Annotated in this window: 9 protein-coding genes; 3 read left to right on the plus strand and 6 right to left on the minus strand. The window is 73.1% G+C overall.

Translation table 11 applies throughout. The features are described from left to right. Window positions 1-310: 310 nt before the first annotated feature. The 3 genes from ACIQ9E_RS24795 to ACIQ9E_RS24805 all read left to right on the plus strand — a co-directional run bounded on the left by ACIQ9E_RS24795 (window position 311) and on the right by ACIQ9E_RS24805 (window position 4,079). Complete coding sequence (locus ACIQ9E_RS24795) at window positions 311-1,459, plus strand: GNAT family N-acetyltransferase (protein ID WP_403710467.1); 1,149 nt, start codon at window positions 311-313, stop codon at window positions 1,457-1,459. Window positions 1,460-1,896: 437 nt separating this feature from the next. After that, window positions 1,897-3,267, plus strand: a complete 1,371-nt coding sequence (locus ACIQ9E_RS24800) for a glycosyltransferase (protein ID WP_403710469.1) — start codon at window positions 1,897-1,899, stop codon at window positions 3,265-3,267. Further along, window positions 3,264-4,079, plus strand: coding sequence for a polysaccharide deacetylase family protein (locus ACIQ9E_RS24805; protein WP_403710471.1), 816 nt, complete (start codon window positions 3,264-3,266; stop codon window positions 4,077-4,079). Before ACIQ9E_RS24800 ends, ACIQ9E_RS24805 begins: the two co-directional genes overlap by 4 nt. An 85-nt stretch (window positions 4,080-4,164) precedes the next feature. Here the strand turns inward: ACIQ9E_RS24805 and ACIQ9E_RS24810 are convergent, their stop codons facing one another. The 6 genes from ACIQ9E_RS24810 to ACIQ9E_RS24835 all read right to left on the minus strand — a co-directional run bounded on the left by ACIQ9E_RS24810 (window position 4,165) and on the right by ACIQ9E_RS24835 (window position 13,877). Beyond that, on the minus strand, window positions 4,165-5,163 hold the full coding sequence (locus ACIQ9E_RS24810) for a glycosyl hydrolase (RefSeq protein ID WP_403710473.1): 999 nt from the start codon (window positions 5,161-5,163) through the stop codon (window positions 4,165-4,167). 95 nt (window positions 5,164-5,258) lie between these two features. Then, entirely contained in the window at window positions 5,259-6,671 is a 1,413-nt protein-coding gene (locus ACIQ9E_RS24815; RefSeq protein WP_403710475.1) for a hypothetical protein, read from the minus strand. Next, window positions 6,668-8,566, minus strand: a complete 1,899-nt coding sequence (locus ACIQ9E_RS24820) for a glycosyltransferase (RefSeq protein ID WP_403710477.1) — start codon at window positions 8,564-8,566, stop codon at window positions 6,668-6,670. The genes ACIQ9E_RS24815 and ACIQ9E_RS24820 overlap by 4 nt, the downstream gene beginning before the upstream one ends. 345 nt (window positions 8,567-8,911) lie before the next feature. After that, complete coding sequence (locus ACIQ9E_RS24825; protein ID WP_403710621.1) at window positions 8,912-11,161, minus strand: lipopolysaccharide biosynthesis protein; 2,250 nt, start codon at window positions 11,159-11,161, stop codon at window positions 8,912-8,914. Window positions 11,162-11,207: 46 nt separating this feature from the next. Continuing rightward, the gene (locus ACIQ9E_RS24830; protein ID WP_403710479.1) at window positions 11,208-12,614 is read right to left on the minus strand and encodes a DegT/DnrJ/EryC1/StrS family aminotransferase; all 1,407 of its coding nucleotides are present in this window, start codon (window positions 12,612-12,614) and stop codon (window positions 11,208-11,210) included. A gap of 303 nt (window positions 12,615-12,917) precedes the next feature. Further along, a complete protein-coding gene (locus ACIQ9E_RS24835; protein WP_403710481.1) occupies window positions 12,918-13,877 on the minus strand; it encodes an RNA polymerase sigma factor SigF in 960 nt (319 codons plus the stop codon). Window positions 13,878-13,918: the final 41 nt, after the last annotated feature.

Genomic DNA, 13,918 nt, shown 5'->3' on the forward strand with positions numbered 1-13,918 from the left:
AGTTTTCTGACGTATATGGGCGACGAGCGCTGAAGAGGTCACTGGAGACAGAGTCCTTCCCGGACACGTCGGACTCCCGCAGGGGGACGGAAGCGTAAGAATCCTACGATCAACCGACCGTGTTCGAATATCAGTTGGTCAAGCCCGAGCCCGCCCGTTCCGCACCCCGGGGCCGGAACCGGACTTCCCGGCGGTAACGTCCTCCCCAAGTCTTCACAGCAACGGCACACCTCGCCGGGGCTGTCTATCCTGTCGGCAATGGCCCGGTACCGTCCTGTTCCGGGAGAACTCAGGGGAGGCCGGGGGTCCGATGAGCCTCGTCGACGCGCCGGGCGCAGCCGCCGCCGGCACCGTGCGCGGTATCCGTGTGCGGGTGCTGGCACCCGCCGAGCTGGGCGAGCGCGAACTGGCGGCCTGGCGGGCACTGCGCCGGGCCGCGATCGCCGAAGGGGCGCCCGCCAGCCCCTTCATGGAGCCGGGGTTCACCCTGGCCGTCGGCCGGGTCCGGCCGGAGACCCGCGTGGCGGTTCTGTGGAGAGACGGCGAAGCGGCCGAACCCGTGGGGTTCCTGCCCTTCGAACGCTCCGCGTTCGGTCGCGGCCGGGCCGTCGGCCTCGGCGTCTCCGACTGCCAGGGCGCGGTGCTCGCCCCCGGCCTCCGGCTCACCGGCCGCGAGCTGCTCGCCGCCTGCGGACTCTCGGTGTTCGAGTTCGACAATCTGGAGGACGGCCAGGAGCTGTTCGTCCCCGCCGCCGCTGAATCCTTTCGCTCACCGGTGATCGACGTCTCCGGCGGCTACCCGGCCTACGAGGACGTGCTGCGGGTCCGGGCGCCGAAGTTCCTCAAGACCACCCTCGCCAAGGAGCGCAGGCTCGCCCGGCAGGCCGGGGAGGTCCGGTTCGTCTTCGACGAACGCGACCCGGCGGCGCTGGCGACGCTCATGGCGTGGAAGTCCGCGCAGTACCGCCGCACCGGCCGGGGCGACCGCTTCGCCAAGGAGTGGATCGCGGAACTCGTCCGGCGACTGCACGCCTCCGACGATCCCGGCTGCTCCGGGGTGCTGTCCGTGCTGTACGTGGCCGACCGCCCGGTCGCCGCGCACTTCGGGCTCCGCTCCGAAACCCTCCTCGCCTGCTGGTTTCCCTCCTACGATCCGGAGTTCGCCAAGTACTCGCCGGGTCTGGTGCTGCATCTGCGGATGGCCGAGGGCGCGGCGGCGGCCGGGATCGCCCTGCTCGACCTGGGGCGCGGCGACGCCGAGTACAAGGATTCGCTGCACACCGGGGAACTCCGGGTCCACGAGGGCGCGGTACTGCGGCCGAAGCCCGGGGCCGCGCTGCACTGGCTGCTGCGCGAGCCGCCGCGCCGCGCCCACGGCTTCGTCCGGGAACGCCCGAAGCTCGCCGCGCAGGCTCAGCGGACGCTCAGCGGCCTCGCGAAGCTCCGCGCGGTCCGCTGACGCGGAGGCCGGGGGATGAGACCGGACGTACATGGTCCCGCCGGATGCCGGGCCGGACCCCGGCCCGGGGCGTACCGGGTCCGGCCCGGGCCGGGGTGGCGGCCGCCACTCGGCCGAGGGCGCCCGGCCCCGGATCCCGGACCCGGATCCCGGCCCCGGACTCGTTTCCGGACCGGACCCGGATCCGTACCCATACCGGGTCGTGTCCGTCCCCGGGGGAGGGGGCCGGACACCTCGCGCCGGTCGATGCCTCCGGGCCCGGGCCCGGGCGCCGGCCGCCCGGCGCCGGACCGAGCCGGGGGCCGGACGATGGACCGGTACCACCCGGTCCGGAAGCCGCCCGCCGGGCCCGCCCCCGTATCCCGGAGCCGTCCGCAGGACACCCCGCCGCGCCGAGCGGCCCCGTACCGAAGAAACCGAAGAAAGAACCCGCACCCGTGACACCCCAGCCCCCGCCGCCGGCCGCCCCCGCCGCGCCCGTACTGCCGACCCCGATCCGGGTCGCCCAGCTCGACCTGGCCGGACCCGACGGCGAGGTCGTCTCCTTCGGACCCGCCCTGCCGCCCGCCGCGCCCATCGAGAGCGGTGACGACGTCTACGCCCTGGTCCGGGTGCACGGCAGGCCCGTCGCCACCGTCGTCTGCAAGGTCCCCGCGGGCAAGAACCCCGCCGACGCCGTCGCCGCCCACGCCCGCGCCCGGCTCGCCCGCACCGGACTGCCCGCCGCCCCGGACGCCACCGGCACCCCGCCCCGTACCAGCGTCGTCGTCGCCACCCGGGAACGCGCCGACCAGCTCGCCCGCGCCCTCGACTCCCTCCTCGGCCAGGACCACCCCGACTACGAGATCGTCGTCGTCGACAACGCGCCCGCGACCACCGCGACCAGAGACCTGGTCGCGAAGTACGCGCACCGGGATGTGTCCGTGCGGTACGTCACCGAGCCCGTGCCCGGACTCGCCATCGCCCACAACCGGGGTGTGGCCGCCGCCGACGGCGAGATCGTCGCCTTCACCGACGACGACGTCATCGCCGATCCGCAGTGGCTGACCGCCCTCACCCGGCCCTTCGCCGACGACCCCGGGCTCGGCTGCACCACCGGACTGATCCTCCCCGCCCTGCTCGGCACCCCCGCCCAGATCCTGCTGGAGAGCCACGGCGGCTTCGCCAAGGGCTTCGCCGCCAAGACCTACGATCCGGCGCTGCCGCCCGCCGACGAACCGCTGTTCCCCTTCACCGCGGGCAGCTTCGGCTCCGGCGCCAATATGGCCTTCCGCGCCGCCGCCCTCCGCGCCGCCGGGGGCTTCGACCCGGCCACCGGCACCGGCACCCCCGCCCGCGGCGGCGACGACCTCTACGCCTTCGTCAGCGTCCTCGCCGGCGGCCACCGGCTGCGCTACAGCCCCGAGGCGCTGGTCTGGCACCACCACCGGGAGACCTGGCAGGACCTGACGAACCAGGCGTACGGCTACGGCGCCGGGCTCACCGCCTATCTGACCGCCCTGCTGGTCCGCCACCCCTCCCTGCTGCCGTCGCTGCTGCGCAAACTGCCCCGCGGCCTTGCCCACGCCCGTACCATCACGGCACACCGGGACTCCGTACCGGCGGACCCGCAGCCGCGTCCGCACCGGGATTCCGGCGGCGGGGCCGTGCCCGGGGCGCACGGCACGCACGACTATCCGTGGCCACGGCAGCTGTCGAAGCTGGAACGGCGGGGCATGCTCGCCGGACCCCTCGGCTACGCCAGGGCGCGCCGCAGGGTGCGGGGCGTACGGCCGCCGTGGGAGCCACGGGGCGAGGAGCAGCCATGAACGACCCGACGAACCCGGGCAGACCGTATATCCCGGTCCTGCTGTACCACGCCGTCATGGACGACCCCCCGGCGTGGATCGCCGAGTTCACCGTCACGCCCCGGGAGTTCACCGCCCAGCTCGACGCCGTCGTCGCCTCCGGGCGGACCCCGGTGACCGTCGGCGCGTTCGTGGCCCGTCTCACCGCCGGCGCGCCGCTGCCCGAACGGCCGGTGATCCTCACCATCGACGACGGTTTCGCCGATCTGCCCGGGCCGACGGCGGAGGCGCTCGCGGAACGCTCCCTGCCCGCCACGGCCTATCTGACGACGGGCGCGATCACCCCCGGCGGCCGGAGCCTGCTGCCGCCCGCGCCGATGATGACCCTCGACCAGGTGCCGCTCCTGGAGCAGTACGGTATGGAGATCGGCACCCACACCGTCACCCATCCCCAGCTCGACACCCTGCGCCAAGGCGCCCTCGAACGCGAACTGCGGGAACCGCGCGAGGTGCTGGAGGACCTCCTCGGGCACGAGGTGACCCATCTCGCCTATCCGCACGGCTACAGCAGCCGGGGGGTGCGGAAGGCCGCCCTGCGCGCGGGCTACGCCTCCGCGGTCGCCGTCCGGCACGCGCTCAGCTCGCAGACCGACGACACCTACCGCATCGCCCGGCTGATCGTGCGCCGTACGCATACGGTCGCCGACGTCGAGGCGTGGCTCGCCGGGACCGGGGTGCCGGTGGCGCCGTTCCCCGAATCGTTCAAGACGGCGGGCTGGCGCTGGTACCGGCGGGCCAGGGCGGCCGTCCGCGGACCGGTCTTCGCGGGCTGAGACCCAGCGGTCCGGGGCCAGCGGTCCGGGGCCCAGCGGTCCGGGGCCCGGGACGCAGGGGTCCGGGGGCCGCCCCCGGCGGGGTTCACCAGGGGCGGTTCTGCCGGAAGAAGGGGTCCGCGACGGCGTCGCCGAGGCTCTTCCACGACGAGTCACGGGCCAGGGAGAGATCGCAGTACGGGCCGGGGTCGCGCCAGTTCCACTGGAGCGCGGCGTGCACCCCGTCCAGCTCCTTCACCACCGACGGGACCTCCGCATACCACTCGGCCTGCCGGTCGGGCCGCGACGGATCGTCCGCCGAGCCGAACTCGGAGAGCATCAGCGGTTTGCGGTCCGAGAGGTTCTCCCGGATCCACCGGTGGACATCGCGCTGGGTCTCCCCGAAGGAGACCCAGCCGGTGTCGTGGCAGCGGTAGTAGTTGTAGCGGTTGTACGCGATCCAGTCGACGTACGCGTCCCCCGGATACAGCTTCGGGACCAGCTCGTTGTAGCCCGGATAGCCGGTGATGGTCCAGGTCCACACCGCATTGGTGACGCCCAGCTCCCGGAACCGGTCGTGGATGTGCCGCCAGGCGGCCGTGAACTCCTCCGGGGTCCCGTCGTCGGGGATCCGGGTGTCCATCTCCAGATCGAAGGAGAGGAACAGCGGCTTCCCGTACTCCTTGATACGCCTCGCCTGGACGTCGATGACGCTCTCGTCGTACGCGCCGGAGGCGATATCGGTCCAGCGCGGCTGCTGGGCGTCCGTACCGCCCCACCATTTGCTCTCCCAGGACAGCAGCAGCATCCGCTCCTGCCCGACCTTCCGCTCCTGCTCGGTGACGAGCTGCCCTTCGAGATCGTCCGTGGACATGTCGTGGTACGCGTACACGATGTCCAGCTTGCGGCCGATCCGCTTCTCGTAGGCGAGGACCTTCTCCTCCAGATCCGGCTTCTCGTGCCGGACGTACGCCCCGAACCAGGCACCGCACGGCGGCACCAGTTTCGCCGTCACCCGGCATTCCGGGGCGTCGGGGGACGGGCGGGCGTCGGTGCGCGGGGTGGAGTCCTCCAGGGCGACGAAGCCCAGGAGCAGTGCCCCCACGAGGGCTGTGGACAGTGCCCACAGCCTTCCGTGGTTCATCACGTGCGCTGATCGGCCTTCCCTCGGGGTCCGGGCCGCCCCCTGCCGGGGCGGATTCACCCCTCCTGGGGCGGTGTTCCGGGTGTTTCGTACCGATGTCTGCCCTCGGGAAGCCTCGGGCATGCGGCGGCGACCGCCGTCGTGCCGGTGAGGAGCAGCAGCAGACCCGTACCGCTGAAGAACTTCAGCGCGATCAGCGCGGTGGCGCCGAGCACGACCAGGGAGACGCTCAGGAACACGGCGAGCATCAGCAGTTCGAGCCGGTCGGAATCGCGGCTGAACCCGTGTTCCCAGTCGTCTTCGGGGCCGACCGCGCTGTCCCGGCGCAGCCGGGGCTCGCAGACCCGGAGGACGGCGATACCGGGACCGGCGACGAGGAACAGCACAACGGGCAGCCAGCGCAGCGGGTTCCCGTCCGGGAGGAAGGTCGCGAGCAGGGCGACGAGCCCGGCGGCGACCGGGCCGAACCGGACGGCGGGGGACTCGCGGGGGAGGGACCGCGGGGTCGCCTCCGGCGTGGGAGAGAGGGGCGGGAACAGAGCCGTGCCGGGTCCCTCACCCGGCGGGGGCCCGGGGCGGTCGGCCCGTCGGGCGCGGCGCGGGGCCGCCTCCGGCGGGGGAGAGAGCGGCGGTACGGGGGGTGCCGGGGGTGCCGGGGACGGGTACGGCGGTGGTACGGGGACCTCGCCGTTCCCGGCCCGGAAGCGGTCGGCCCGCCGGTTCCGCCGTGGCCCGGCCACGGGCGGGAACGGGCTGTCGGCCGGGGTTCCGGAGCCGGAGCCGGACCGGGGCTCGGCCCCGGACCCGGGTTCCGGACGGGCTCCGGTGCCGTTCGCGGGCGTGATGCCGGGCAGGCCCCCATGGTCGGAACCGGTGTCGGAACCGGTGCCGGTCGCGGACCCCGGACGCCGCCTGCGGCCGGGCGCGGGAAGGCCTCCGGTGCCGGGCCCGGGCCCGGCACCGGGCGGGGCCTCGGGCGCGGGCAGGTCCCCGGTGTCGGACCCGGCCCCGAGCGGGGATCCCGGACGGCGCCGTCGGCCGGTCGCGGGCAGGGCGCCCGGCAGGTCCCCGGTGCCGTATCCGGGCGCGGGCGGGCTGTCGGCCCGGGGCGCCTCGCCGGTGCCGGTCCCGTCCCCGGTGCCGTACCCGGGCGCCGGTGAATCCCCCGACCCTGCCCCGGGCTCCGGGCGGCGTCTGCGGCCGGGCGCGCGCTTCGGGACCGGCAGGATCCCGGGCTCGGGCCCCGTACCGTAGCGGGCGGAGCCCTCGGGCCCGGCCCCCGGGCGGGGCCCGTCGCCGCTGCCGGAGGCGAACCAGCCGCCTCCGTCCGTCCCGTACGGCTCCGGGAACCGCTCCCGTTCCCGTTCCTGCTCCCGTTCCTGCTCCCGTTCCTGCTCCCGTTCCTGCTCCCGTTCCCGTTCCCGCGACGCCCCGTCGCCTTCGTCGTCCCAACCGTTGCCGGGTCTCATGACGCCCTCCCCGCCGAACTCTTCAGCCGGTACACGGCCCCGGCGCTGTTGCTCGCGACCTTCTCGAACAGCGGCGACGCCGCCACGTCCTTCTCGATGCTCTGCATCTGCTCGACCGTGAGCAGCCCGTTCATCTCCGAGTTCGCCACCTGGGCGCGGGTGTAGAGGAAGTACGCCTCGCCCGGCGCCCGGACCCCGGACATATCACTCGCCAGCGTCTTCGCCGGCTCCTTCACGATCTGGTCCACATGGAACTTGGCGTCGTCGAGGAACCAGTAGTGGCTCACGTCCCAGTACCGGTCGTAGGCGGCGGGGTAGTTGCGGTGTGCCGCGACCACCATGGAGCCCTTCGGGGCCGTCCGCAGCAGGTCCTTGACCAGCTTCACCTCGTCCGGCGGGAAGTAGCTCAGCCGGTCCTTGCCCATATAGCTCGGGACGAACAGCGCGGTCAGCACCGTCAGCACCACGGCCGGGACCAGCCCGTACCGTACGCCGTTCGCGGGCCGCGGCCGTTCGGCGCCCGCGGCGGCCCGCGAGGTCCCGGCGGCCCGGGGCACCGGCAGCAGCGCGGCGGCCGCGAAGAACGCCAGGAACGGGAGCATGAACATCAGCACCCGGAAGATCATCTCGCTGCCGTAGCCGTTGGCGATGGCCAGCAGCGGCGGCACCCCGGCGAGCAGCAGCAGCGGCCGGGCCCGGGTCCGCAGCGGCTTTCCGCCGAGGAAGACCCCGGCCGCGGCCAGCAGGACCACCAGCGCCGACAGGATCCGCGCCGCCCAGGAGGCGAAGAGCGCCCCGCTGCCGGTCGGCACCGAGCCGTAGCCCCGCTCCAGATTGCTGGTGACATCCCCGAAGGACTTGATCATGTCGGGCACGGCCTGGCGGAGGAACGGCAGCGATGCGGTGAGGTTCCAGGCGGCGAAGACCAGGATCAGGACGATCACCAGGGTCCAGTCGCGGTAGCGGCCCATCACGCACAGCGCCGCCAGGCTGACCACCAGCATCACGGGGGTGAGCTGGTGGGAGACCACGATCGCGGCGATCAGCGGCACCAGCAGCGCGGTCCAGACGATCTGCCGGGCCCGGCGGCCCGGCGCGGGCGCCTCCGCCCGGCGCAGCGCCACCGCGATCACACCCAGATAGAGCAGGAACGCCATCGACTGCGGCGAGAAGTAGTCCTGCCCCACCCAGTTCGCCACGGAGAAGATCCACACGCCGGTCCAGATGAGCCGCCGGTCCTGGGTGAAGGTGCGGTAGATCAGCAGCAGCGGCAGCACCATCAGCAGGCTGGAGAGCAGCGGCCACCAGGCCATGAACGCCAGCGCGTTCTCCGCCCCGGTCAGCTTGACCACCGCGGCCTGGGCGGCGAAGAAGCCGGGCCACTGGTCGTAGACGGCCATCTCGGCGAGTTCGGGGCCTCGCTGGAGCCGTCCCGCGTCGATCAGGTGCTCGATGACGGCGTCGTGCTTCCAGGCCCAGGCGTACAGCGGGGTCGGATAGACCACGGCCTGGGTGGCGCGTTCGAAGACCAGCAGACCGACGGTGTACGCCAGCGGCCAGACGTTGCTGCGCAGGGGATCGCGGACGCAGTACCAGAAGCCGCCCGTCAGAACGGCCAGCCCCAGCCAGTAGACGAGCGGGAGTTCCTTGGTGAGGCCGAAGGCGGAGAGGTCGGAGACGTCGACGGTGGCCACCGCGATCGCCCACAGCAGCAGGGCGACGGCGAGCGGGGCGGCCAGGGTGATCAGCGTGCGGCGGTCGGGTATCTCGACACCCGGGAGGCGGCCGGGCCGCCGGGGCCCGCCCGGTTCACCGTCCGGGCCGCCGGGCGCCGGGGCGGCGGCCACCGCGGCGCGCAGACCGGCCACGGAGAGCCCCATGGTCGGCTGGTCCACCCCGGCTCCCGCCGTTCCGCCGGTCCGCCGGCGCCGACCGCCGGGGTCGGGGCGGCCGGGACCCGGCTGCGGCACCGGTCTGCCGGATTCGGTGGGTGGTCGTCGCACGCTTCACCTCGGATGGTTCTCGGTCCTGCTCAGAGTTCGACACAGCTCGGGGAGTACGGCACAGCTATCGGGCACTGCTTCGGTACGGCTTCGGTACGGCACGGCTTCGGCACTGCTTTGGTACGGCACTGCTTTGGTAGGGCACGGCTCGCGGGCACTGCTTCGGTACGGCACGGCTTTCGTACGGCACGGCTTCACTGCCGCCCGCGGTGTGCCGCCGTCGCCGGTCCCGACACGTCAATCGCCCGCCCGCCCGGCCCGCGCGTCCGGCCGTCCGGAAGCCGCGGCAGGGGTACGGGACCGCCGTACGGCCCGCCACACCAGCACCGCGGCGAGAACGGCCACCGCCAGATACAGCGGCAGCGCGACCGGGGCCAGCGGACGCTGGAGCGCCCAGCCGCACACCGTGAGCACCCACAGAATCCCCCACTGGGCGGGCTCGGGCACCGTCAGGGTCCGCAGTACGGCCACCGCGGCCACCAGCAGCAGCAACTGCGCGACCGTCGGCAGCCAGCGCAACAGGCCCTCGGTGTCCCCGAAACCGGCCGCCGCGCCCAGGAAGCGCGCCACCGTCTCGTACAGGGCGCCGTCCACCGGCTCCGGCTCCCAGCCCAGGGCGGCGGGCGCGGTGTGCAGTGCGGCGAACGTCATCAGCATCGCCGCCGACAGCAGTCCGGTCCGCGGCCGGAGCAGCGACAGCGCGGCGCTGTGCACCACGATCAGCAGCACCACCGCGGTGACCGTCAGCGGCGGCAGCGCCTTCAGCAGCTCCTTGCCCGACAGCACCTGGGCCGCGGGAAGGTCGGGCGCCGACAGCAGCGGACCCCAGAACAGCGCCGCCGCGAGCCCGAGGAGCAGCCAGAGGGCGAGCGCGATCCGCGATTCGGTGGGTCCCGCCGGGGCCGCCGGGCCGGTGACGGGCGCGGTCTCCTTCGGCTCGGGCGGTACGAAGACGGGGATGCCGAACGCGGGAGTCGCCGTATCGTGGCCGCTCCACCCGTAGGCGGCCGCGCCGTACTCCTCCTCGTCCCGGGCCACCCGCTCCCGCCGCTCGGCGGTCTTCCGCGCCCAGTCCGTGCCGTACTCGGCCTCCTTCGCGGCGCCCCGGGCGACCAGCCGCGTCCACAGCTTCGACGGTTCGGGCTCCCGGCCCGCCAGCGCGCCGCGCAGACCGGGCGCCACCACCACGGCCATCACCAGCATGGACAGCAGCATCGCCCAGCCCGCGCCCGCGATACCCGCCGGGCCGGTCAGCATCGCGGCGCTGCCGAGCACCATGGCGCACATCAGCCCCTGGACGACGGCGAGCATGCCCGTCCTGCCCTGGACCCGCAGCACGCCGATGTACAGCTCGACCGCGACCCGGGGCAGCGCCGCCGCGGCCAGCAGCCGCAGCACGGTGGTGCCGTTCTCCGCGTACGACGAGCCGAACGGGGCGAGGATCAGCGGCGCGAACACCACCAGGATCCCGACCACCGGCACCAGCAGCAGCGCCATCCGGCGCAGCGCCCCGCGCACTCCGGCGGCGAGCGTCTCGGGGCTGTGGGAGGCGTGCGCGGTCAGCGACGAGGCCATGTTGATGGCCATGAACTCCATCGTGCCGCCGACGGTGTACGCGATGTAGAAGTAGCCGTTGAGGGTGGAGTCGAAGCGGACGGCGACCATCACCGGCAGCAGGTTGATCATCGCCAGGGAGAACATCGCGCCGACCGAGTCGCCCGCGAGGAAGCGGCCGATCTCCTTCAGCCGGGGCGGTTCGCGGTCCCGGTCGGCGGCGGCCTGGCGGGGGATCAACTTCCGGAAGATCAGCCAGGCCAGCGGCACCGTCGACAGGGCGATCGCCGCGCCCCAGGAGACGAAGATCCCGAGGACGGGCAGCGCGCCCGCGAACGCGGCGAGCAGCAGCAGCTTGCCGATGGAGAACACGGCGTTGCCGAGGGGCACCCAGAAGGCCTGGCGGAGCCCGGTGAGCACCCCGTCCTGGAGGGTCAGCAGCGCCCAGCCGACGCAGGAGAGCACAAAGCAGAGTCCGGGCCAGAGCCCGCCCAGTGGTTCGTACGATTCGCCCCACAGCGGCAGGGTCAGCAGGAAGCCGGTCGAAGCGACCGCGACGACGACGGAGGCGACGACGTACATCCGCCACACCAGCGGACCGGTGCGGCGCCCGGCGCGGGGCACGTACCGCACCACCGCGCCGATCATCGTGGTGGCGGCGACCGAGGCCAGCAGCCGCATCGCGGCGATGGCGGCGGAGCCCTCGCCGACGGCCTCCTTCGAGTAGAAACGGGCGGCGACCAGCCAGAAGCCGAGCCCGAGGGCCGCCGATACGGCGGTCGACAGCATCAGGGCGTAGGCGTTGCGGAAGAGGGAGTCGCCGCCGCTGTCGTCCTCCGTACCGCTGCCTCCGCCGTCGCCTTCGCCGTTGCCGGGGGGCGGCCGGTGGGGTGCGGCGACGGCCGCGGACCACGGGACCCGGCGCAGCATCATGGTGTCGGAGGGGTCCGGCGGGATGCGCAGTTGGGTGGTGTCGGTGTCAGGCACGCGGCTCGTCCGGGAAGTGACCCGGGGCGGCCGGGGTCCGTATCTGCACCGTGTGGTCCCCGGGGAGCAGATCGGCCGCGCGGAGCTGCATGGTGGACTGCTCGTGGTAGCCGGGCGGACCGGCCGGGGCCGAGGTGCCGCGGGTGCTGGGGGTGCCGGGGGTGTTGTCCGCCGGGACGGCGACGGTGACGGGGCCGGGGGCGGCCGGGGCCTCGGGGAAGGTGGGGAAGCTGCTGAACGCCTCGGTCGTGAGGGTGCGTGACGACGGCCGCCGCACCTTGCGGCCGGTCGACAGCGGGTGCCGGGTGACCTGGCGGGGGGAGAACGGCGGCGCGGGGGCCACCCCGGCCCGGTCGAGGACCTTGAGGATCCGGTCCGCCTTCAGCGGATCGGCGGGCATCGCGTGCCGGCCGAACCACTCGGCGGCCTCGGGGGTCCGGGAGTGTTCGGTGAAGGCGGCGGCGTACACGTCGAGCGGCGGGTCGTAGAGATAGCCGGTGTTGATCCGGTTGCGGTGCAGCAGGTCCCTGGTCCCCTCCCGGTCCTCGACCAGCAGCGGCACCTGGAACAGCGGTTGTACGGGGCCGGGCCGGCTGATCGCCCAGCGGGAGGCCAGCAGCTTGGCCGTCCCCTCGCGGTAGGCCCGCAGCAGGGTGTCCAGTTCGGCGAGCATCCGTTCGGTGCGGCGGAGCCGCAGGGGGCCCGGCCGCATCCGGTAGTCGTGCATGTCCACCTTCACCCAGTCGTTGAAGGGGAGCAGCGACGGGGTGTGGTTGAGGGCCTCCACCAGCCGTGCGGCGCGGAGCGGCATCCGGATCTCGGGGCCGCGCTCCTCCATCCCGAGCATCCTTACCACGGCCCATGCCAGCGATGTGAGCCGCAGTCCCCGTACCGCGGTCTCCAGATAGGGGCGGATGCCGTACGCCAGCTCGGAGAGGAAGCTTCCCGGGGAGAGCAGTTCGTCCCTGGCCGCTTCGAGGGCGCGGCGCTGCGACGGGTCGGCGATCGACAGGATGCCGCCGGTCCTGGCGCCGAGGTGCTTGCCGAGGCTGTAGGTGGACGCCTCGCCGAAGGTGCCGACGAGCCGTCCGCCGACGCTGGTGCCGATGGCGTGGGCGCAGTCCTCGATCAGCGGGATACCCATCAGATGGCAGCGGGAACGCAGCTCCATGACGGGGTCGGGGTTGCCGTAGATATTGACCGTGAGAACGGCGGAGAGGCCCTCCCAGGTGGAGTCCGGGATGGCGGCCATGTCGATGGAACCGTCCTCGTGATGGACGGGGGCCATCACCGGCCGGAGTCCGGCCGCGAGCACCACGAAGAAGATGACGTCGTCGTTGACCGGTGCCATGAGCACCCGGCCGCCCGGTTTCACCCAGTGTCGCAGTGCCAGGTACATGCCGAGCCGGCACGACGGTACGTACAGACATTCACGGCCCAGCCTGGCCCGCATCATCTCCTCGATCGCCGCGTACGGCGCCGAGGATGAAACGGACGAAGGCCGGCCCTCCCCTTGAGCCATTTCCGTCCCCCCAAGAACCCGTCGCCAATGTGGACCACTCCGGGCGCTCCGTCAATGACGAACGGACAACGACGGAGCAGGGCCCCTCCCGGGCGGGAGGGACCCTGCGCGTCAGGGGCGGAGCGGGCGGCTCCGCGCCGTGCCGTCCGGCGGCCGTGGCGCCGGACGGTCGGTCCGGCGTCACTCCTCCAGCGTCAGTCCCTTGCGCAGCCGCACCAGCGTGCGGGAGAGCAGGCGGGACACATGCATCTGGGAGATGCCGAGTTCCTCACCGATCTCCGACTGCGTCATGTTCGCGACGAAGCGCAGAGACAGGATTTTACGGTCCCGCGGCTGAAGACCCGCTATGAGGGGCTTGAGGGACTCGATGTACTCGATGCCTTCCAGACCGTGGTCCTCGTAGCCGATCCGGTCGGCGAGGGTGCCCTCGCTGTCGTCCTCCTCCTGCTGGGCGTCCAGCGAGCTGGCCGTGTAGGCGTTGCTCGCGGCCATGCCCTCCACCACCTCTTCGCGGGAGAGCCCGAGGTGCTCGGCCAGTTCGGCGACCGTGGGGGAGCGGTCGAGGCGCTGGGCGAGTTCGTCACCGGCCTTGGCGAGGTCGAGGCGCAGCTCCTGGAGGCGGCGCGGAACCCGGACGGACCAGCTGGTGTCCCGGAAGAAGCGTTTGATCTCGCCGATGATCGTCGGCATCGCGAAGGTGGGGAACTCCACTCCGCGCGCCAGCTCGAACCGGTCGATCGCCTTGATCAGGCCGATCGTGCCGACCTGGACGATGTCCTCCATCGGCTCGCTGCGGGTGCGGAAGCGGGAGGCGGCGAACTTGACCAGGGCGATGTTGAGTTCGACGAGGGTGTTGCGGACGTACGCGTACTCGTGGGTGCCCTCCTCCAGCTCCTGGAGGCGGGCGAAGAGCGTCTTCGACAGGGCTCGCGCGTCGAGCGGAGCGACCTCGTCGAGGGGGATCCCGGAAAGGCCGAGATCGGCGAGCGGGTCCTGCGGGGCGGCGGTGTCCGTGGCCGCCGGGGGCACGGGGGCCGTGCCGGGCGCCGCCGTGGCGGCCGTTGCTGCGTTCGGTGTTACGGATGTTTCTGCCGTCGGCGCGGTGGTGGGGGTAACCGTTGCGTCGAGCCGGGGTGACATGCGTCTCCTCCATCGTTCTCGGCATATGGCTGCCGAAGCCC

The organism is Streptomyces sp. NPDC094448, from assembly GCF_044763775.1.
Classification (GTDB): Bacteria; Actinomycetota; Actinomycetes; order Streptomycetales; family Streptomycetaceae; genus Streptomyces.

Bases quoted from the DNA above. Each gene is read 5' to 3' on its own strand.
- ACIQ9E_RS24815 (WP_403710475.1), bottom strand. From the start codon at position 6,671: ATGAGACCCGGCAACGGTTGGGACGACGAAGGCGACGGGGCGTCGCGG.
- ACIQ9E_RS24825 (WP_403710621.1), bottom strand. From the start codon at position 11,161: ATGATGCTGCGCCGGGTCCCGTGGTCCGCGGCCGTCGCCGCACCCCAC.
- ACIQ9E_RS24805 (WP_403710471.1), top strand. From the start codon at position 3,264: ATGAACGACCCGACGAACCCGGGCAGACCGTATATCCCGGTCCTGCTG.
- ACIQ9E_RS24795 (WP_403710467.1), top strand. From the start codon at position 311: ATGAGCCTCGTCGACGCGCCGGGCGCAGCCGCCGCCGGCACCGTGCGC.
- ACIQ9E_RS24830 (WP_403710479.1), bottom strand. From the start codon at position 12,614: ATGTACCTGGCACTGCGACACTGGGTGAAACCGGGCGGCCGGGTGCTC.
- ACIQ9E_RS24835 (WP_403710481.1), bottom strand. From the start codon at position 13,877: ATGTCACCCCGGCTCGACGCAACGGTTACCCCCACCACCGCGCCGACG.